Source organism: Microcoleus sp. D3_18_C2 (assembly GCF_036702395.1).
In the GTDB taxonomy this organism is placed as follows: Bacteria; Cyanobacteriota; Cyanobacteriia; order Cyanobacteriales; family Microcoleaceae; genus Microcoleus.
Genome location: NZ_JAUBTG010000005.1, coordinates 183304 through 203765, shown reverse-complemented (window position 1 = coordinate 203765; position 20462 = coordinate 183304). Strand labels below are relative to the sequence as shown.

The window sequence follows — 20462 nt, the reverse complement described above, 5'->3', positions numbered from 1 at the left end:
GTTTAGCACAGGAAATCTGTGCATAAAATATAATTTTGTTACCAAACCCGCCCTGAAAACTGATATTTTTTTACTTATGATAAATCAAATTGCGCTGCAAGTTAACGGAGAAACCCGCAATTGTGCGATCGACACACCGTTACCAAAATTACTAGAACAATTGGGATTAAACCCGCGCTTAGTCGCTGTGGAGTACAACGGGGAAATTCTGCACAAACAATTTTGGGAAACTACACAGATGCAAGAAGGCGACATCTTAGAAGTTGTCACAATTGTCGGAGGAGGCTAGCCACAAATTGGTGACAAATTAAGCCTCTAGTCCGCCAGGGAATGAATTCCCTGGCTAATAGCGAAAGTCCTCTCAAGAGGACTAATGAGTTCTTCAGTCCTCATAGCGAGGACTTTAGCTTTGAGGCAGGGGTTTCAACCCCTGTCGGACTATGGGTTCTACGTTAAGTTGTCAGGAAGCAGCCGAACCTAGGAACGAGGAACTAAACTGCGACAGCTTCAGCCACGGGTTCAGCCACAGGTGCTGCTACAACAGGATAAATGCTGACTTTCTTGCGAGTTTTGCCTTTTCTTTCAAAAGTCACCACACCGTCAATCATGGCAAACAGAGTATCATCTCTGCCGATACCAACATTATTACCAGGGTGAACTTTTGTGCCGCGTTGACGGATCAAAATGTTGCCAGCTTTGACAACTTGACCGCCGTACTTTTTGACACCCAGACGCTGAGAATTAGAGTCGCGTCCGTTACGTGTACTGCCTGTACCTTTCTTGTGGGCCATAATATCCTCAACTGTATTTACTATGTTTTATTCTGAATCAGTTTCGGCAGTTTGGGGAGTTTCAACAACTGCTTGAGTTAAGTCTCTGGCTGCTAAGACTGTACCGTTGACGCTAATCGAGTCAATCATAAAGCGAGTTGTTTCTTGACGGTGCCCTTTTTTCTTCCGAGTTTTCTTTTTCGGCTTCATCTTGTAGACGAGGACTTTGCGGCCCCGGAAATGCCGGAGAACCGTTCCCTCTACAGTGGCATTTTCTAGTAGAGGCTGGCCGATATGAACCTCGCCTTCGTGCTGGATCAGAAATACTTTGTCTATGGTGACTTTGGATTCAGCTTCAACGTGAAGCAGTTCGATGTCGTAGAAGCGGCCTGGTTCTACCCGAAATTGTTTGCCGCCGGTTTCAATGATTGCGTAAGTCATGGGATGGTTGTTGAGATTGCCGTACAGGTAGCTGATGAGTCATTGGTCATTGGTCGTTGTGGACTTTTGACTGCTGACTGCTCTCCAGCTTTTGGAATGTCTTAACCTGATCCGAGCCGGATTTAGACAGACAATCTACTATTATTGCGGATTATTGGAGTTTTGTCAAGTTTTATGGCACCGGAAATTTCTAATTAGGGATAAAAATAGTAGATGCTGTAACTTTTTTATCCCATTGATCCAAAAGGTCGATCGAACTCGATTCAAGCAGTCGCAGAACATTTGCGCGATCGTAACAATTCCAAAGCTTGTTGTTTCACCCTACCTTCCATCACCTCTTTCTGCAAATTAATAAAAGCGTCAAAATCTTCTAAACCATACTTGGTCATCTGCAACTGCTGTCGCAACTGTTCTTCGGCCTCAACCGTTAAGTAACCTGTTGCCAAAGCTTTGCGGACAATTTTACTGATTAAAGTCATAGTAGCTTCACCCTGAATACACCTACGTTAAAACACTGAAGTTTTGTCAACCGACTAACTCAGCTTTTAGTTTGTTTCATAATTACCCTTAAAATAGGTTAAATCTACCTTAAGGTCTATGTAAATAAAGTTATTTTTAATACATCCAGGAAACTTGAGCGATTTTAAATGTACAGTGCGATTAAGTTAATCTATTTAGTTTTTGCCATAAAATATTATTCTTCGCTTGCGTTAAATCTACCTTAAGGCATAATTTAAACATAACGATTTGTGACATGGGAAATTGTATCGATTTTAAATAATGTAGAGTGCGCTTAAATAGGTATATTTAGTTTCTGTCTAACAACAGCCTCCATTCTCTGACAGCAAAAGGAGGAACCAGCAATTGTGTCTCATTGTGATTTTTCACAGGCAAATTCAACAGCAAAGGTCGATTACTTTCCAATTGTGTAATTATTGATTTTAAATCGTATTCTCCGACATTAATTGGCAAACCAGACTCGTTCCAAATATCATTAGCCTTGCCAATTTCCAGCTTTCCCGCCGCAACTTTCAGTGGAACAGGATGCTGCAATTCTGTTCCGGGAAATCCTACTAATCTCAGATTTAAAGACTTTACTACTCCCGACTTGACTCGCTTGTACAAAACAACTTGCCATGCTTTGTCATCAGTATCACGCAGGCTTTGTACGGATCGGAACATTACTGTCTCGGCAGTTTCGGGATATTTGTGAATCGAAGCCAAAGCGGGCGGGCTGACAGCTAAGATTAGATACAAACACAAGATAATTACAGTTAAAGCTTTGAAGAAGGAAGGTTTTGTACTGAGATTGTTCATAGGATGACCAAAATATCGCTTGTTACCCAAAAGTTTAATAGATAAAAAAGTAGGGTGCGTTGCACGCACCCTACTCCTCATTTTAAACCTAGATGAATCCAACTGCCTGCTTAGGCGGGAAGAGCATAAAAAGCAACCCCCTCATCCCGGAAATCTGACCTCCCCTGTACCGCCCGCCGCTGCTCTTCGCTTCTTGTGAAAAAGTGTGTAATATTTAGCGGATTTTCCCGTTCCCTCGACAGGTTGGTAAAACGATAGACGGGTATTGCACCCGGAACAGCCGTGCTATATGAATTGAAAACCTCCCCCTGATCGCGGAACTGGGGTAAGGTGCGAACAAACTGTATCTCACCAGGTTTATTAGTAAAGAAATAGGTTCCTGATGCCGTATTTAAGAAGCGTTGAACCTTTGCGTTACCGTCGCCTGGAGCAACAAATTCATCGCCTTCACTCTGGAAACGAGAAGGGTTGGTTAGTCGGTCACTTTTCTCTATTGGGTCTGTAGTATAAAAATGCCCTCCTGCCGTCTTGTCAAAGAAACGCGCGACGGGAATGCCAGTACTGCCTCCTTGATTTACAGGCGCACCTGTTATAGGGTCTTTCAAGGTGACAGTGCCACTGGGAGTTGAAACCCCTAATGTGAAAGGCTGAGGAAATTCTGTTGACCTATTATAGCTAGTCACGCGGACTACATAGTTCACACCAGGCAGACTTGTAAGCGGGAAAGAAGCACCATTGAAGTATTCGTTAGTATTAAAATTCGGTATTTTTGAGTTTGCGTTGGGGAAGTTGCCGCCGCCATCATCATCCTGAGCAACCAGAAGAGCCCCAGCCCCATCAGCTAGATTCGCACCAATCCTGTCTTTGGGTACCTGAAAGACTTGCACGTAAGGGTCGTAGGTAGCGCTCAGATCTTTAAAGAGATCAATTGATATAGGCTGATTAACTAACTCTACCTCTAAGAGGTAATCTTTAGCGCGAGTTCTTGCAGAACCATCGTTAGGATTAGGAGTGGGGATATCCTTGTCAGTTGTAGTTAACTGATTTGTCACTTGAACTGATGCCATTTAAACTGTCCTCCTAACTTTTCTGAGAGCAGGTGTTATAAAATACTGCCTACTACATTTATAAAACACTCAAGACCGATAAGTTACCTAACAGCTATTAGTATTTTTATTAGGTGTTTTTGTGAGAAGTACACCCACATAGGGATAGGCTTTATTTACAATAAATTTTATAACGTATCTAAAATATCCTCAGAAGCCAGTAAAAATACTTAATAAGTTAGATACTTAAGCTGGTAAAATCATCAATAATTATGAGTGTGCTTCTGCTTGTTAGTATACATGACATACCAAAATAAAGCTTTACAAATACCAGCACAAAAGTTTATAGAGGCTGCGGCTTGCTGGAATCTCGAACAGTTATATGCAGACTTGACAGCGGCCAAGCAAGATTACACTTGCAGTAGAAAGCAGCGACTCACTCCTTTAGAAAAAACTTACCTGCGAGGATTGCTTTGCAATTACAGTCCGGTGGAAATCGCCGCCGCACTCCACCGCGAATGTGCCGGTATTAGAGTAGACTTATCGAGAGGGCTGTATCGCTACATTCAAGTTTTGACGCTGCAACAACCGAAAGACTGGAAAGAAATCCCAAGTATGCTAGAAATGCGTGGTTATCAACAAAAGGGTAGTGGAGAAACATTCCTACCTACCTTGAGAAATTATACTCAAACTCCCCAAACTCCCATCGAAAATCGAACTGAATGGGGGCTGGCGGTGGATACGTCTATTTTCTACGGGCGCACAACAGAACTTGCTAACTTAGAACAATGGATTTTACAAGAAGACTGCCGCTTAGTTGCTGTATTGGGTATGGGTGGCATTGGCAAAACTGCTTTAGCATCTAAGCTAACAAATCTGATTAAACACCAGTTTGAGTGCTTAATTTGGGTCAACCTCAGTCATGCACCTGTGTTGGCCGATACTCTGGTAAATTTAATCGAATTTTTATCTGATCAACCGCAAAGAGATTTAGATAAATTGCAGTTAATTACTCAGGATAAAAAATTGTTTCAAGCGGGGATCTCGCAGCTTGAGTTTTCCCTGGACAGTCTAATTGCTTCCACAAATGCAATAGAACCGACAATCATCGCTGATGGTATCCAGCGCCTGATTCAGTGTTTACAAAAGCGTCGATGTTTGATAATCTTAGATGAGTGGGAAGCTGTTTTCTGCACTGAGCAGTTAACAGGAAATTATCGAGAAGGATATCAAGTGTATGGGGAATTTCTGAAACAAGTAGGAAAATCGCAGCATCAAAGTTGCTTGCTGCTGACTAGCTGCGAAAAACCTAAAGAAATTGCGGCGTTAGAAGGTCAAAATCAATCTGTACGGTCATTGAAATTGGGTAGTTTGGGAGAAGCGTCTGTGGAAATCCTTAAAAACAAGGGTTTGTCTGAAGAAGGTGAATACTCACAATTGATAGAGGCATACAGTGGCAATCCTTTAGCGTTAAAAATAGTAACGACAACTATTCATGATATGTTTGGCGACAGCATTGCTAAATTTTTAAGAAATGGGCTGTTTCTGGGAGATTATAGCGATACGTTATCTCGGCAGTTTAATCGCTTATCAGGATTAGAAATCCAGATATTACACTGCATGGCGAAAGAAGTCAAGCCTGTTGGTTGTGAAAATTTGTACTCCGATATTCAGCAAGATCGGGATTCAGAATTGCTGAAGGCGCTGGAATCGCTTTTAAGACGATCGCTAATTGAAACAGTCCAAGCCGAAAGTGAAACTCTGTTCGCGCTTCAACCTGCGGTAAAGAAATATGTGATGTCTGTGGCAAGATTGCCTAAGCTATAAATAATCAACCGATGTTCTATTTCCAATCGGTTTCAGCTTGCGATAGCACGTAAGCTGAAACATCGATAATTTGTTGTTGCGACAAACGATCTTTGTAAGCTGGCATAATACCTTTGCCGTTGGTTACTAAGTTGGAAATGTTGGCGATGGAATCCATGCCGTATTTTTTTAATGCTTTTTGTTTCAAGTTTTTGCCGCGCCTGATAATGTTGCCGCCGTTGATGTGACAACCTGCACAGTTGGCGCTGAAGACTTCGGCTGCGGTTGTGGGATTTGTAGCTGTATCTGCGAGGGCGATTTGGGAATTAGTGGCGATGTCTACAAATCCCAGTGTCAGTATCAATAGACAGGCGGTGAAGATTTTTTTTAACTTATTTAGCGAAATCATTTATTTGCAACTTGAAAAAAAAATAGTGCTGGATTTAAGGATATCACTAAATACGGATTTTGGGGTTAACTCAGCGATTTATTCTTCCCAATCGAATGTGCGGGAAACTGCTTTTTTCCAAAAGCGATATTTTTGCTCGCGAAGTGCGATCGGCATTTTCGGCTCCCAAGTACAATCCACCGCCCAATTGTCCCGCAATTCGGCTAGCTGACTCCAAAAACCTACGGCCAAACCGGCCGCATAAGCGGCACCGAGTGCAGTAGTTTCTGCTACCACAGGCCGCACCACAGGCACTCCCAAAACATCACTCTGAAACTGCATCAGCGTGTGATTTCCCACCATACCTCCGTCTACTTTTAAAGACAAAAGCTGCACAGCAGAATCCTGATTCATCGCATCCAATACTTCCCGCGTTTGCCACGCTGTAGCTTCCAATACTGCGCGGGCAATGTGTGCCTTAGTCACGTAGCGAGTTAAACCTGCAATTACTCCCCGCGCGCTGTCTTTCCAATAGGGGGCGTAGAGTCCAGAAAATGCCGGGACAACGTAAACTCCCCCACTATCTTCGACTGTATTTGCTAATGTTTCTACTTCCGCAGATGTGTTGATGATGCCCAAATTGTCCCGCAGCCACTGCACTAGAGCTCCGGCGATCGCAATACTGCCTTCCAAAGCATACACAGCGGGCGATTCCCCCATCTTGTAGGCGACTGTTGTTAGTAATCCTTGCTTTGAAGGGACGATCGTCTCACCAGTATTCAGCAACATAAAACAGCCCGTACCGTAAGTATTTTTCGCCTCCCCCAGACTGAAACAAGTTTGCCCGACGAGGGCGGCTTGCTGATCTCCCAAAGCAGCAGCAATCGGAACACCTGCAAGCAATCCTTTTGCAATTCCAAAAACTTGACTCGAAGGGCGAATTTCTGGCAGCATCTGGCGGGGAATTGCCATTATTTCCAAAGTTTCGGCATCCCAATCGAGGGTTTGCAAATCCATCAGCATCGTGCGGCTGGCGTTGGTAACATCGGTAATGTGCGCGCCGCCAGTCAGGTGCCAAATCAGAAAAGTATCGACATTCCCAAAAATCGCATCCCCTCGATCTGCTGCTTCCCGCAATCCTGCAATATTGTCCAGCATCCACTTAATTTTCGGCCCGCTGAAATAAGTAGCCAGCGGCAAACCGCATCGTTTTTGAAATCGATCTTTGCCCTCAACTTCAGCTAACTTTTCGCAAATTTGGTGAGTGCGGGTATCTTGCCAAACAATGGCATTGCCGTAAGATTTGCCAGTTTTTCTGTCCCAAATAATTGTAGTCTCGCGCTGGTTGGTAATACCGAGTGCAGCAATATCTGTGGGTTCGATATTGCCGATTTCGAAGGCATTTTTAATCACGCTTTGGGTGCGCTGCCAAATTTCATCGGGATTGTGTTCAACCCATCCTGGTTGCGGATAGATTTGCTGATGTTCTTGTTGGTTGCTGCAAATTATCTGTCCCAGGCGATCGAATATGATAAATCGGGTGCTGGTAGTTCCTTGGTCGATCGCTGCTACGTATTTTTTTACCAATTGTCTAAAACCTTTTTAGTAATGAGCTATTTAACGTATATGATACTATGTAAAACACAAGCTAATCTCAAAAACTTTAGTTTAGGGAACTCCACAAGTTGAAACTGGCAGATTTGCTGAGGCTCGATCGCACAATTAAGGTTATTGGCTTTGACGACGCTCCGTTTTCTCGTAGAAGCGGCAGCCTGGTGTCGATCGCGGGCATAGTCTGCGGGGTAACTCGATTTGAAGGAATGGTGTGGGGACAAGTCCTCCCAGACGGATTAGATGCCACGGATGCTATTTCTGGGCTACTCCTCGGAGGCAAATTTCTGCCGCAATTGCATCTCGTTTTGCTTGACGGAATTGCTTTCGGAGGCTTCAATATTATTGACCTTCCTGAGTTAGCATCGCGGCTGCAAATTCCTTGTGTTGCTGTCATGCGCCGCCAACCAGATTTAGCTGCTGTTGAAAAAGCCCTCCGCCATTTACCAGACTCGGAATACCGTTTAGAATTGTTGCGCCGCGCCGGGAAAATTCACGCTTTTGAACCTTTCTTTTTTCAAGTTTGTGGCGAACAACCGGAAGTAATAGCGAGGGTGCTTCAGCGTTTGACAGACACTGGTAAAGTTCCTGAAGCTTTGCGTTTGGCTCATTTGATTGGTGCGGCTGTAATTAATGGAGTTAGCAGCAGTTCTGCTTGAATTATGATTAAGAACAGGCAAGATGCCTGTTCCACAAAGAGGAAATTTTATTGTGGGTGGATCGGATATCCTGTTAAGAACGGGCAAGATGCCCGTTCCACAAAGAGGAAATTTTATTGTGGGCTGGGCCGGATATCCTGTTAAGAACGGGCAAGATGCCCGTTCCACAAAGAGGAAATTTTATTGTGGGCTGGGCATCCTGCCCGGCCATGAAAAGTTTATTGACAATGGTGCAATATCTCAGTTTCTACTCGCTTAATTACACAATTTCGCCCTCTAATTCACCGAATTCGATTTGAGTTCCCAACGCCAAAGTCAGAGTAGTTTCAGGTTCTACCATTTTTATATCGCCTTGAATGTCTGTAGCCCACCAAGCGCGATCGCACAAATTGGTCAATCCTAACGAAAGCTCGTTTCTCGATCGAGAAGTGACTATAGCTACAAGCCCGTTAGATGCTGCGGCTGTTAAACTCGGTATGTCAGAGGTGAATAGTTGAGTTCCCGCACTCAGAGGAATAACTCGACTTCCTAATTTCAGAGAAAATTGACCGCTGGTAAAAGAATTTACTGCGGGCTGATCTGATATAAAGGTAGGCGGAATATTTGTCGGTGTTGGGGCTGGCAAGTCAGAGTTTCCTACTGTAATTGTACAGTTGCCGATTCTCTTTTGGTCGCCCGATCGCAAATAACTCACCGCCCCGCTATCAAGATTCTCGCAAACAATTTGACCTGCTTCCAATTGAAACCGCATTGCTAGGGGCGAAACATTAGGAATGCAGATAATGGACAAATTTTCATCACTGCCAAAAGTCACTGGTTCCGCACCCAGAGTGAGAGTGCGATTTGCTCCCGTATCGTAACTAATTACTAGCCAAGCTTTGTTGAACAAAGTTTCAGCTACAACTAGCATAATTCCAATCCAAAAACCGATCGCAGCACAGCCAGCTAAACGGCCCGCCGTACCGGAGAGATTGTAAGCAAATAGAATAAACAAACAGCCGCCCAACACACCCCCAACACCGCCGCCTCCCAGGCCGCGAAGCGCCCCCAAATTAGGAATCCGCTGTGCCAGTCCCAGTCCTAACAAACTGCCAGCTATTCCCCAGCAAATTACTCGCAATAATTCGTTGTTTCCGTCGCCAATTCCGCTGTAAATACCTTCGGCGATCGCCCCAGAAATGGCTCCTGCAATTAAACCAAACAATCCGCCATTTTTTAAAGCCTGTTTAATTTGAGGCTTGCCTTTGATATAGTAATAATAGCCGAACATGATAGCCGTAGCAATACCACCGCCTACCAATCCAAACCACCGAGCTGTGGACAATACACTGTCAAAAACAGATTCCGAACCAGTGATCCCCTGCATGAAAGGTTCGGTGATGAGATTGCCGACGAAACCGCCGACAGCACCGCTAATGCCAAACTGTAAAGCTTTTTTAAGGGCTGATAGATTTCTTTTCACGGCGCACCAGATTTAAAGTGAGAGTCAAATCTAGCTACAAGCTCGAAAGTTAGGATTTCCGATTATCTTATATCTGGCACTATTATCGAGAACAGGCTTTCCGGCCTGTTCCACAAACACAAAGAGTGAGTGTTCTTGTGGGTAGTAGGGGTTGGGTAGGAAACATTGGTGTCAACTTAAGCTTTTAGTCCGCCAGTCCTCCCGCTCACCCGGCAGCCCGCCAGGGAATGAATTCCCTGTCTAATAGCGAAAGTCCTCTAAAAGAGGACTGAATCATTCATTAGTCCTCTTTTAGAGGACTTTCGCTTTGAGGCAGGGGTTTCAACCCCTGACGGACTATCGGTTTTACCTTAAGTTGACACGCCTTGGGCAAGAGAGCCCGCCCGTCCAAGACTGATTGAGAATGGTGCAAGATGTGAGACGATCGCACATCTGGCCCCTGTCTCCGCGCTGTCTGCCCCCATCTCCCGCTTCCCTCCATCTCAGGGCCAAGCCTTTGAACCTCGCGCCCTCGCCCGTCACAATTCCCGCTCAATGCTCTATCGCCTGTAACCCTTGCTGCCAGATAATTTTAGCAATTTTTTAACTATGAAATTTTAACTCCTCAGACCCCAGCGAGGGCCCAAATATGAAAAGGAATGTTACAAACTATTACAGTAACACTCAGAATGTGAACATAATGCCTCAAAATACTTGCGAGAGGTAGTTGTGTCAGAGAAGCAATATCCTTACTAACTGCCCGACAGTCACTCGATCGCCACTAAGTGGCCTGCTGCAATCTCGATCATAAATTAAAGATCGCATCAGTCATTTATGGTATTGTAAGCGACAGGCTTAGTGCGAGCACTCACAAGCGCACCGGCGTGAAGAACCAGCGCCGTTAAGCACCGAAGGCAGTCACCCGCCAACAACTTCAACAGTTGCTGAGTGTGGAAAGTCCAGCCTTCCCCGTCAAAGCTCCTGCCTGAGCAGGAAAGATACGGGACACAAGCGCCCGCCTTCGCTAGCTCAGCGCAGAGCAGTTCATATAGCAAAATATCCAGCGGGTACACACAAGATGAGTATCGTCACCAAATCAATCGTCAACGCAGACGCCGAAGCTCGCTACTTGAGCCCAGGTGAATTAGATCGGATCAAAAGCTTCGTCACCTCTGGTGAACGCCGCGTCCGCATCGCCCAAATTTTGAGCGAATCCCGCGAACGCATCGTCAAGCAAGCAGGCGACCAACTTTTCCAAAAGCGCCCTGATATTGTTTCTCCCGGCGGCAACGCTTACGGCGAAGAAATGACCGCAACTTGCTTGCGCGACATGGACTACTACCTGCGTTTGATTACCTACGGAATCGTAGCTGGCGACATTACTCCGATCGAAGAAATCGGTATTGTCGGCGTCCGCGAAATGTACAAATCTCTCGGCACCCCGATTGAAGCCGTCGCCGAAGGCGTTCGCGCTATGAAAAATGCAGCAAGCTCGCTGCTGTCTGGAGAAGATGCTTCCGAAGCTTCCTCCTACTTCGACTACGTTATCGGTGCGATGCAGTAAGGAATTTTGATTTTAGGTTTTCGATTTTAGATTGAAAAATTGGGGGTTGCCGGCAACAAGTTAAAAGCTATTGCAAATAACCAGCCACTTAAAAATCTTAAATCCCAAATCCCAAATTCCAAATTCTAGCTCCAAAATTGGACTGACTCAGCCACTTTCTAGGAAACAAGACAACCATGCAAGACGCAATTACCGCCGTTATCAATTCCTCTGACGTTCAAGGTAAGTACCTCGACATCAGCGCTCTAGACAAGCTCAAGAACTACTTTGCTTCTGGCGAACTGCGCGTCCGCGCCGCTACCGCCATCAGCGCTAATGCAGCCACAATCGTCAAAGAAGCAGTTGCTAAGTCTCTGTTGTACTCTGATGTAACTCGTCCCGGCGGCAATATGTACACCACTCGTCGTTATGCAGCTTGCATCCGCGACTTGGACTACTACCTGCGCTATGCCACCTACGCTATGCTAGCTGGCGACCCTTCCATCCTCGATGAGCGCGTGCTCAACGGTTTGAAAGAAACCTACAACTCCTTGGGCGTGCCCATCGGTTCTACCGTACAAGCAATCCAAGCAATGAAAGAAGTCACCGCCGGTTTGGTTGGTTCTGACGCTGGTAAAGAAATGGGCGTCTATTTCGACTACATCTGCTCTGGCTTGAGCTAAGACTCAGGAAGAAGGAAGAAGGAAGAAGGAAGTTCGGCAACGGATTCTGTAACGGATGTAACGGATGTAACGGATGTAACGGATTTCAGTCCGATGGAAGTCGGAAGAAGGAAGAAGATTTATTTCTTGCCTCTTTTAACTTTTTACTTTTTACTTTGGACTTTTTACCTTTGACTTTGAAAAGAGGTCAGGGAAGTTGAGAGTGATTGCTAGACCGTCAAAGGCTTGTCGAGAAAGCCCGACGAGTTTTAACGAGCTAGTTTTGACTCCTAACTCCCTGCCTTCAATCTTTAAAAAATCCATCTAATAATCTGTAAACCTACTCAGGAGTTAGTTTCCCATGAGAATGTTTAAGGTGACTGCTTGCGTCCCAAGTCAAACTCGCATCCGCACTCAGCGCGAATTGCAAAATACCTATTTTACTAAGCTCGTTCCTTACGACAACTGGTTCCGGGAACAGCAAAGAATTATGAAAATGGGCGGCAGAATTATTAAAGTGCAACTGGCTACCGGTAAGCCCGGAGCTAATACAGGTTTACTTTAAGAGCCGAAGCTGGATTAGTAGAGGGGTAAGAGGTCGCGATGACCTCTTTTTTGTTGTTATATAGCAATCCTCGCATCATTTGCATAATTATTGTAGGGGCAATCCCCCGTGGTTGCCCGATAGATAGGGGGTAGGCACTCTTAGCACTACCCCTACAAATTTATCTGAATCATTTAGGATTCCTCTAGTAGAAGGAAGAATGTCCAGCGTTGTTAATCTCATCATTGACAAATATTTCAATAAGAAGACAGTATAACTGCGATTATCGCTAACAAAACAGCAAGCATTTGTGGTAATGTAATAGCCTCTTTCAAGAATAAAGACGATAATAATATAGTAATCAGCGGGTAGATAGACGTAACACTCACTACATTGGCAACTTCACCTTTGCCAAGGGCTATAAAAAATACTAATGATGCCACAGTGCCAGCAACGCCAACTAACATGGCAAACAAAATTCCCCTAACATCTCCCTCAAAACTAAAATTATTAGTTTTGATAATAATAAATAAAGTAGTTAAAATAGCGCCAATTGCTTCATAAACAAAAGCAGTTTTATAGTCAATATATTTAGTCGCTAAATTGCCAAAAAATCCCCACAAACCATATAATAGCGAACAGATTAATGCGTAAATTAACCAATCTGGTACTTTAGCCATCTTTGTTAGAGTTTATTGAGAGCATTCTAAAATCCTATGGCTAATGACATTCGACGCTTGATTCCTTTTTTTGACCCCAGCGCCTCTGAATGGGCCGCTGAGGCGCGGTGGCTGAGGTGGCTGACTTTTCTGTGGCTGTTTGTCGGGCTGACAGCATTGTTTTCGGCTTCCTATCCCATTGCAAATTATGAACTTGGAGACGGCCTTTATTATTTTAAACGACAGCTAATCGCAGTGGCGATCGGGCTGGCCGGCTTTAACTTGATAGTGTACTCCCCACTGCGCTACATCATGAAAACATCTCAGTTAGGCGTTTTATTGCTGCTGGGATTGCTCTGGTTGACCTTAGTTCCGGGAGTGGGAACCACCATCAACGGGGCGACTCGCTGGATATCTCTGGGCCCAGTTCCGATTATTCAACCTTCTGAGTTAATCAAGCCGTTTTTTGTTCTCCAAAGCGCCCGCATTTTCGGTAACTGGCCCCGGTTGACAAATAAAGTTCGCTTAACTTGGCTGTTAATTTTCGGTGCAATGCTTTTGGGAATTTTGTTGCAGCCAAATTTAAGTACCACGGCTTTGTGCGGGATGACTTTGTGGTTGGTGGCTTTGGCTGCGGGCTTACCTTACTTGCAGTTGGGCGCAACGGCTATGGGGGGAATGCTTTTAGCGGTTTTAAGTATTAGTTTGAGGGAATATCAGCGCCGCCGGATTATGTCTTTTCTCAATCCTTGGGCTGATCCGATGCAAGACGGCTATCAGTTGATTCAAAGTCTCCTGGCTGTGGGTTCTGGGGGCATTTGGGGTGTGGGTTTGGGGATGTCGCAGCAAAAGTTATTTTATTTGCCGATTCAGTACAGCGATTTTATTTTTGCTGTGTTTGCTGAGGAGTTTGGTTTGGTGGGAGGTTTCTCGCTGTTGCTGATGTTGGCGGCTTACTCTACTGTGGCTTTGAGGGTAGCGATGAAGGCTCGAAATATTGAGTCTCAGTTGGTGGCGATTGGGGTGATGGTGGTGATGGTGGGACAGTCGCTGCTGAATATTGGGGTGGCGACGGGGGTTTTGCCTACTACGGGTTTGCCACTGCCGTTTTTTAGTTACGGGGGTTCTTCGATGTTGGCGAGTTTGTTGTTGTCGGGGTTGCTGATTCGGGTGGCTAGGGAGAGTTCTGAGGCTGATGTGGTTTCTTTGGACGGCCTCCGTGGAAAGCCGGGAAAGCCGAAGTTGCGATCGAACAACGGCACTGCACAAACCGAATAATTTGTCAATAGTAAACACACTCGATTAACTTCCAGGATCTACCTGGGAGCCAATAGCCAGAGGAAGAGCCTCGATTCTTACTGGGGCAAATTGGAGGCTCTTCCTCTGGATCTGCGTTACCAGGCAGATCCTGGTAACGAGTAATTGTAAATAAAAACTAACGATCGACTATTTCCGCCCGTCACCTTTATTGGGCGGTTCTTCTTGTTGTTCTTGAGGTTTAGCTGTGATCTCAGTTAATTCTTTTTTGTCTGGTTGCGGTGTTTCTTGAGTTGAGTTAGCCATTGAGTTTAGTCCTAAATAGATGCACCGCTTAATTATATCTTTTCCAACTGCAAACGTATGGCTGTAGATAGGGAGAGGAGGAGCCAGATAAACAATTCTGATGCACTGAGATTTGATAGCTAATACTGGAAGACTTTATGTAGATGCAAAAAAGTGGAAAGGCAAATTGGTGTCGGTTCTACACAGATTGAGGGTTGCAGCCAAACAAATCCGACGTGGACGCAAAAACATCTTTGTTAAGAATTAAATGCCGATCGCCATCTCGACTAATTAACCCTTGCTGCTGCAATTTTCCCAGCATTCGAGTTACTGTTACCCGCGTCGTGCAAATCGCATTAGCAATATCTTGATGTGTCAAGCGGATATTCAAACGAGTTCCCTCAACCACAGGCTGACCGAATTCCTGTTGCAATAATAGCAGTAGCTGATACAAACGGTCATCTACTCGCCGCTGTCCGGCGATCGCTAAAATTGCTTCCATTTGCCGCAGCCGCCGTACCATTTGAGGTAGCAACTCGTGAGCCAATTGAGGAGAAGCTTCGATTTCCACCATTGAATACCAGATCAAATAAATATCTGATGTCGCCGTAGCTCGGTAAGTCTGCAAGCTTGTCAACCACAAACCGAAGCACATCGAAGGCCCAACCCAACCCAAAAGTCCTTCTTCCCCGCTTGGATAAAGCGTACTCAGTTGTGCTAGACCTTGACACACTCGCCAAAGGCCTTGCGACATCATAGGAATGGTTTCCCCCTTGGCATAAAAATGCAAGTTTCGACTCGCTCCTGTGTTATGCTGGATTTCCGCTAAAAGTGCTTTGGATGTTGGTGGCATATCCTTTATTTCCAGCTAAAAAACATTGGTCTGAGACCTACGCCTCTGACTCTAACCGACCAAGGTAAAGGTTTGGTAATCGTCAGGTTAGCGGCAAGATAAGCTTTAGTCATTAGTCATTAGTCATTAGTCATTAGTTGTTAGTCATTAGTCATTAGTTTAAGACTTATGCACCGGTAGCCAGAAACCGGGTTGTTGAGATTAAGTACATCGGCTTAAAAGCCTCTAGATAGGTTAAAAAGCCAGGTTTATTTGTTCGTAGTGCGTCCTGGACTATAGTTATTAGTTATTAGTGGTTAAGCTGTGGAGCATTTAAAATAGTATTGTAGGGTGCGTCAGTCCGCAGCGTTTCCCTTGCCGAGGGAAGCGATCGATCTGACGCACCCTACTGGCCTCGTTAGTGGTTTAAATGCTCCAAAGATTGTTTGTTAGTTGTTATAAAATGACTTAGAATAAGGTGGCTTTGTAAAAATAAAGGCACTCGTTATTTGGGGCTTTTTAAATAAATATTGATCGTGAATAATCCCTTCGAGTATTTGTTAAGAAATAGTCGGTTAATCAAGGTAAAAAAGAAAACAGAGGCGAGTTCTGAAGCTCGATCGCACATCCAGGCCGGCCGAGTCAACTGCTGCTCTGTGCTGCCACAACCTTCAAGAACTTCTAAAATAGTTCGAGAAGGTATCAAAAGACAAAGTAAGGTTTTTCATGGCCGATCAATTAATTCGCGCTACAGCCGCAGAGGGCGGAATTCGCGCTGTAGCCGTCATTTCCACCCGCCTCACCGAAGAAGCAAGACGGCGGCACAAGCTCTCCTACGTCGCTACAGCCGCCCTCGGCCGCACGATGTCAGCAGGGCTGTTACTCGCCTCCAGCATGAAGCGGCCCGAATCGAGGGTCAACATTCGCATCAAAGGAGATGGGCCACTGGGCGGGCTTCTGGTTGATGCAGGACTTGATGGAACAGTTCGAGGTTATGTGGATAATCCCGAAGTGGAACTGCCGCCCAATGCTAAAGGCAAACTAGATGTCGGCGGGGCAATAGGTGACGGGTATTTGTACGTGGTGCGGGACGTTGGATACGGCTTCCCTTATTCAAGTACGGTGGAATTGGTTTCCGGCGAAATTGGCGACGATCTGACTCACTATTTGGCAACCTCCGAGCAAACGCCTTCGGCTCTGGTTTTGGGGGTGTTTGTGGGGGCGGGCGGGGTAGAAGCGTCTGGGGGTGTGCTGTTGCAGGTTCTGCCGAAGGCGGCAACGGACGAAAAATTGGTGCAAACTTTAGAATCTAGAGTTGCTGAATTGTCGGGCTTTACGCCACTGCTGCGATCGGGCAAAACGCTGCACCAGATTCTCGAAGAGTTACTGGGAGATATGGGCCTGGAAATTTTCCCGGAAACTCAGATGGTGCGCTTTGACTGTGGCTGTTCGTTCGATCGAGTTTTGGGAGCTTTGAAAATGTTGGGCGAAGCGGAACTCCAAGACATGATTGAAAAAGATGGGGGGGCTGAGGCTACGTGCCATTTCTGCAACGAGGTTTACCAAGCTAATAGCGACCAACTTGCGGAACTCATCGGCGATTTGCGCTCAAACTCCGGTTCTTGAGACGATAATGTGTAATTGGCTCTATTGAGTGCGAGTTAGGGATGATGGCCTTGACCAATTGCCAATTACGCATTATCAATTACCTAATCACAAAATTTTGATTGTGGCGGTTTGGCGATCGGCTCTTGCAGTCTGGGGCCGACGGGAGTATGTAAAAGTGATGAATACATTTTATAGAGCAGTTGATAGCAGCGCTCGCAGTTTTTAAATAACTAACGCTGGCTGGTTGCTGTTTGTGGTGAGGATATGAGTCAAGATCGCAAAATACCAGGCCGTTGGTCTGCATCAGAATCCTTGGAGTCAACAAAGGATACTTCGTCGCTGGTGCGCTTACCAGCAAGGAAAAACCGGGCCCAACGACTTAAAGAGCTCCGAGAGTTGGTTACTTCGGGAAAACTGCCGGGAGGGCATCTGGAACTACCGCCGAATTTGTCTGGGGAAAACTCGCAGCCGCCGGAGGAACAAAATCCGTTTTGGCGGAACTGGTCGAATAAGTGGCAGTTTTGGCTGGCGCTGAGTTTGATGCTATCGGTGGGTATGGGGTTTGTGGCAATTGCGTCTTTGCTCAACCTGACATCGCAGTCAAATTGCTCAAAGATTTTTTGGCCGACGGCTTCTGCTAACGATCGCTTTTTTTGTGCTCAAGAAGCAGCAAGCAAGCGGACGGCGGATGATTTGCTCAGGGCGATCGAATTAGTTAATGCTTTGCCACAAAACCATCCGCTGCGGCCGAGAATTAACACTCAAATCGATCGGTGGTCGGAGGATATTATTAGGCTGGGAAATGCTAGTTTCCAAGAAGGAAAGCTGGATGAGGCGATTGCCCTCGCTCGTAAGGTTCCTAAAAACGTTCCGGCTTACCCGAAGATGGAAAAGCAGATTGAAAAGTGGCAGTCGATATGGAGCGATGCAGAGAAAATTTACCGCACGGCGGAAGACCACTTGCGTCAGGAAGAGTGGCCGCTGGCTTTCAGCCAAGCTACTCTGCTTTTGGATTTGGGAAATACTTTCTGGGAATCGGCTAAGTACGAGGAATTGACTAAGCTAATTCAGACGACTAAGGCGGAGGGCAATAAGTTGCTAAAAGCCCGAAATACAGCCTCCGAGGGAGGTCTCGACAATCTGGTGACGGGGATTAAGCTGGCTCAGGGAATTGATCAAAACAGTTATTTGTATCAAGCTGCCAATAAGGCGATCGCGGAATTTAGCAAGAAAATTCTGGAGATCGCCCAAAAACGATTGCAAGCAGGGGATTGGCAGGAGGCGATGGCGATCGCTAACAAGATTCCAGAGTCGGCAAATTTAAGGGAACAAGTACAGGATTTTAATGAGTTGGCGAATGCTACTTCTCAGGCTTTGACTGGCTCTGTTGAGGGTTTCTCCAAGGCGATCGAGATTGCTCAAAAGTTGAACTCCGGCCGCCCTTTATACAAACAAGCTCAAGATTTAGTCGGCCGCTGGCAACAAGAAATGGCTGATGTCAAAGTTTTGGATATGGCAAGCAGGCTGGCGGCGCCTGGTGGGGTAAATGATTTGAGGGCTGCGATCGCCCAATTGCAAACAGTCCCGGAATCAAATCCCCGCGCTTCGGAAGCTCGCCGTCAAATTAGCACCTTGAGCCGTCAAATCGAGCTGCTCGAAGACAGTCCGTATTTGCAAAGAGCGAACGATTTGGCGAGTATGGGCGATCCGAATGCTCTGGAAGCCGCCGTTGCTCAAGCTTCTCGGATCGGTAGAGGTAGGGCGCTTTACGTGGAAGCTCAAGCCAAAATTCAAGCTTGGATCGAGAGGAGACAGCGGCTTGTTGACCAGCCGTTTTTGGATAGAGCTCAGCAGCTAGCGGCGGCCGGCAATTTGGCGGGGGCAATTGAGATGGCGCGCCGGATTCGATCGGGACGGGTGCTTTATCAGGAAGCTCGATCGAACATTCGGACTTGGGAGGCTCAATTTCAGGGCGAGCAAAATTTGCAGAACGCCCGTCAGACGGCCAGAGCCGGGACTGCTGACGCTTTGCAAACGGCTATTGCGCTAGCAAGTCAGGTGCCGGAGTCGAGTTCGCTCCGGTGGCAGGCGAGTGAGGCGATTGATGAGTGGAGTCAGCGGATTTTGGCGCTTGGTGTCGAAGAGTCGTCGTCGGATCTGGCTGGGGCGATCGCGACTTTGAAGAAAATTCCTTCGGGTACTCGGGCTTTTGAGCAAGCTCGATCGCAAATCCAAGTTTGGGAGGAGTCGCTGAACCCTCCTGAGCCTGAATCTCCCGATGCTGAATATCCCCCTCCCGAACCGCCGGAAATTGAGCCTCCCACCAGCTCTGGCAATCGCTAGGTTAACTGGTTTGCCCGACATTGGGCGGGGGTTTAAAGTCTGAGAATTAGTGCTTGATTTGAGTTTTAACTCAAATCAACCATCATTCTCAATCAACTTCTAGGGGTGGGTTTACGAATCATACTCACATTGTCAACAAATTAAATAAAGCCACCCCCACCACGCGATAAAACTCAGAGAATCTCTATTTAACGAACCGCGAAGACGCAAAGGGCGCGTTCGGCGAAGCCGTTCCCGTTCCCCGCAGGGGTTCCCGAAGGGTAGGGTAGGAAGAAAAGGAAGAGAAGAGAGACAAGAGAAAGACTTCACAATTGATACGAGGCTTGCTATAGCAGTTTTCTATTGGGTGAGGTACATCTTAGCAATTACCTTTTTCCCAATGATCAATTACCAATTACCTGTAATTTTAGATCAATTAAACATCCGCCGGATTTAGGTGCATCATTGCCCAAGTGGTGTAAGTGCCGATCGGACTCCAAAGTATGTAAGGCAGCAATAACAGGGCGGCTGGCTCGGAAACTGGCAACACTGTTAAAGCTAGGATTACGCTTAAAATAGCGCCCGTTCCGCCGATTATTGTGCCGACTTTTAGGCTCCTAACTTTGCACATAACCGAGGTGTAAGACATAGTTACTATTTCTAAAAGCAGGTACAAACCCATTCTCAGCCAAGTCTCCTGAGTTCCTGGTTGTTTTTCCCACACTATCACTGCTGACCAAGCTGCACAAATAAAAATTACTGTCCAAATTAGGGGAATTGCTTTTTCAAATACTAGCCATCTCGGACGCTGCAAGCGGTTGAACCATTGGATGTCGCTGGGCGGGATGAAGTTAGCTGCTAGTGCTACTACAAAGGCGACGCCTCCAATTACCATCCAGGATTTAATCATTTTTTTACCTTGGGCAAGTTTGACAGGTTCAATTCTGGAAATATTATCTCTAATTTTGGCGATCGCGCCATCTGTCCTCAGTTATATTAGGTTGGGCTGATTCGCGAAACCAACATCAGTTCAAAAGTTATTTAGGCTTCAGGAAAACCTCTATTTATTCTCTTCAATTCCCCTTAATAATATAAAAAATGTGACCGAAAGCATCCAGGATAAAACCCCCCGGATTCATTCCGAAAGCAGACTCAGGACCCAGAAACAAAAAACCTGTATCCGATAAAGGAGCCGCCGAATTTATCCGTGGGGTCAATGCCTCAATTCTAAAATCTAAAATCTAAAATCTAAAATCTAAAATCTAAAATCT

At 45.9% G+C, this 20462-nt stretch carries 21 protein-coding genes; 10 read left to right on the top strand and 11 right to left on the bottom strand.

The window, feature by feature from the left end:
* Nucleotides 1-76: 76 nt before the first annotated feature.
* Complete coding sequence (thiS, locus tag QUA88_RS05965) at nucleotides 77-289, top strand: sulfur carrier protein ThiS (RefSeq protein ID WP_015176890.1); 213 nt, start codon at nucleotides 77-79, stop codon at nucleotides 287-289.
* Between the two features lie 202 nt (nucleotides 290-491).
* Here thiS and rpmA read toward each other — a convergent pair whose 3' ends face one another.
* The 5 genes from rpmA to QUA88_RS05940 form a co-directional block, all read right to left on the bottom strand.
* Entirely contained in the window at nucleotides 492-791 is a 300-nt protein-coding gene (gene rpmA, locus QUA88_RS05960; protein ID WP_190738131.1) for a 50S ribosomal protein L27, read from the bottom strand.
* Between the two features lie 27 nt (nucleotides 792-818).
* Complete coding sequence (gene rplU / locus QUA88_RS05955; RefSeq protein WP_333036112.1) at nucleotides 819-1211, bottom strand: 50S ribosomal protein L21; 393 nt, start codon at nucleotides 1209-1211, stop codon at nucleotides 819-821.
* A gap of 263 nt (nucleotides 1212-1474) precedes the next feature.
* Nucleotides 1475-1690, bottom strand: a complete 216-nt coding sequence (locus QUA88_RS05950) for a hypothetical protein (protein WP_333145179.1) — start codon at nucleotides 1688-1690, stop codon at nucleotides 1475-1477.
* Nucleotides 1691-2018: 328 nt separating this feature from the next.
* Nucleotides 2019-2528, bottom strand: coding sequence for a DUF3122 domain-containing protein (locus QUA88_RS05945; RefSeq protein ID WP_333153673.1), 510 nt, complete (start codon nucleotides 2526-2528; stop codon nucleotides 2019-2021).
* A gap of 110 nt (nucleotides 2529-2638) precedes the next feature.
* Nucleotides 2639-3595 carry a hypothetical protein gene (locus tag QUA88_RS05940; RefSeq protein WP_333231577.1) on the bottom strand — a complete coding sequence of 319 codons (957 nt, stop codon included), beginning with the start codon at nucleotides 3593-3595 and terminating at the stop codon, nucleotides 2639-2641.
* 279 nt (nucleotides 3596-3874) lie between these two features.
* On the opposite strand from QUA88_RS05940, the gene QUA88_RS05935 reads away from it, so the two are divergent.
* The gene (locus tag QUA88_RS05935) at nucleotides 3875-5401 is read left to right on the top strand and encodes an NB-ARC domain-containing protein (RefSeq protein WP_333153678.1); all 1527 of its coding nucleotides are present in this window, start codon (nucleotides 3875-3877) and stop codon (nucleotides 5399-5401) included.
* A 16-nt stretch (nucleotides 5402-5417) separates the two neighbouring features.
* Here QUA88_RS05935 and QUA88_RS05930 read toward each other — a convergent pair whose 3' ends face one another.
* Nucleotides 5418-5789: a c-type cytochrome gene (locus QUA88_RS05930; protein ID WP_333270775.1), complete on the bottom strand. Its 372-nt coding sequence runs from the start codon at nucleotides 5787-5789 to the stop codon at nucleotides 5418-5420.
* 78 nt (nucleotides 5790-5867) lie between these two features.
* Complete coding sequence (gene glpK / locus QUA88_RS05925) at nucleotides 5868-7355, bottom strand: glycerol kinase GlpK (protein ID WP_333270772.1); 1488 nt, start codon at nucleotides 7353-7355, stop codon at nucleotides 5868-5870.
* 98 nt (nucleotides 7356-7453) lie between these two features.
* On the opposite strand from glpK, the gene QUA88_RS05920 reads away from it, so the two are divergent.
* Nucleotides 7454-8038, top strand: coding sequence for an endonuclease dU (locus tag QUA88_RS05920; RefSeq protein ID WP_333052036.1), 585 nt, complete (start codon nucleotides 7454-7456; stop codon nucleotides 8036-8038).
* 22 nt (nucleotides 8039-8060) lie between these two features.
* Nucleotides 8061-8297, top strand: coding sequence for a hypothetical protein (locus QUA88_RS05915; RefSeq protein ID WP_333207750.1), 237 nt, complete (start codon nucleotides 8061-8063; stop codon nucleotides 8295-8297).
* Here QUA88_RS05915 and QUA88_RS05910 read toward each other — a convergent pair whose 3' ends face one another.
* Nucleotides 8298-9500 (bottom strand): FHA domain-containing protein, encoded by a 1203-nt coding sequence (locus tag QUA88_RS05910; RefSeq protein WP_333259804.1) that lies wholly within the window; start codon nucleotides 9498-9500, stop codon nucleotides 8298-8300.
* A gap of 1057 nt (nucleotides 9501-10557) precedes the next feature.
* Here QUA88_RS05910 and apcA point away from each other — a divergent pair.
* The 3 genes from apcA (at nucleotide 10558) to QUA88_RS05895 (ending at nucleotide 12249) form a co-directional block, all read left to right on the top strand.
* Nucleotides 10558-11043 (top strand): allophycocyanin subunit alpha, encoded by a 486-nt coding sequence (apcA, locus tag QUA88_RS05905; protein ID WP_333036136.1) that lies wholly within the window; start codon nucleotides 10558-10560, stop codon nucleotides 11041-11043.
* A 176-nt stretch (nucleotides 11044-11219) separates the two neighbouring features.
* Nucleotides 11220-11705 (top strand): allophycocyanin subunit beta, encoded by a 486-nt coding sequence (apcB, locus tag QUA88_RS05900; protein WP_006634930.1) that lies wholly within the window; start codon nucleotides 11220-11222, stop codon nucleotides 11703-11705.
* Between the two features lie 340 nt (nucleotides 11706-12045).
* The gene (locus QUA88_RS05895; RefSeq protein ID WP_006634929.1) at nucleotides 12046-12249 is read left to right on the top strand and encodes a phycobilisome linker polypeptide; all 204 of its coding nucleotides are present in this window, start codon (nucleotides 12046-12048) and stop codon (nucleotides 12247-12249) included.
* 236 nt (nucleotides 12250-12485) lie between these two features.
* Here QUA88_RS05895 and QUA88_RS05890 read toward each other — a convergent pair whose 3' ends face one another.
* A complete protein-coding gene (locus tag QUA88_RS05890; protein WP_333052031.1) occupies nucleotides 12486-12908 on the bottom strand; it encodes an EamA family transporter in 423 nt (140 codons plus the stop codon).
* A gap of 36 nt (nucleotides 12909-12944) precedes the next feature.
* Between QUA88_RS05890 and QUA88_RS05885 the strand changes: the two genes are divergently transcribed.
* Nucleotides 12945-14165 carry an FtsW/RodA/SpoVE family cell cycle protein gene (locus tag QUA88_RS05885; RefSeq protein ID WP_333270767.1) on the top strand — a complete coding sequence of 407 codons (1221 nt, stop codon included), beginning with the start codon at nucleotides 12945-12947 and terminating at the stop codon, nucleotides 14163-14165.
* A 463-nt stretch (nucleotides 14166-14628) separates the two neighbouring features.
* Here QUA88_RS05885 and QUA88_RS05880 read toward each other — a convergent pair whose 3' ends face one another.
* The gene (locus QUA88_RS05880; RefSeq protein WP_333270764.1) at nucleotides 14629-15282 is read right to left on the bottom strand and encodes a Crp/Fnr family transcriptional regulator; all 654 of its coding nucleotides are present in this window, start codon (nucleotides 15280-15282) and stop codon (nucleotides 14629-14631) included.
* 705 nt (nucleotides 15283-15987) lie between these two features.
* Between QUA88_RS05880 and hslO the strand changes: the two genes are divergently transcribed.
* Both hslO and QUA88_RS05870 read left to right on the top strand, forming a co-directional pair.
* Nucleotides 15988-16887: an Hsp33 family molecular chaperone HslO gene (gene hslO / locus QUA88_RS05875; RefSeq protein ID WP_333270762.1), complete on the top strand. Its 900-nt coding sequence runs from the start codon at nucleotides 15988-15990 to the stop codon at nucleotides 16885-16887.
* 246 nt (nucleotides 16888-17133) lie between these two features.
* A complete protein-coding gene (locus QUA88_RS05870) occupies nucleotides 17134-19212 on the top strand; it encodes a hypothetical protein (protein WP_333270759.1) in 2079 nt (692 codons plus the stop codon).
* Between the two features lie 415 nt (nucleotides 19213-19627).
* On the opposite strand, the gene QUA88_RS05865 is transcribed toward QUA88_RS05870, so the two are convergent.
* Nucleotides 19628-20101 (bottom strand): TspO/MBR family protein, encoded by a 474-nt coding sequence (locus QUA88_RS05865; protein WP_333207746.1) that lies wholly within the window; start codon nucleotides 20099-20101, stop codon nucleotides 19628-19630.
* Nucleotides 20102-20462 lie beyond the last annotated feature (361 nt).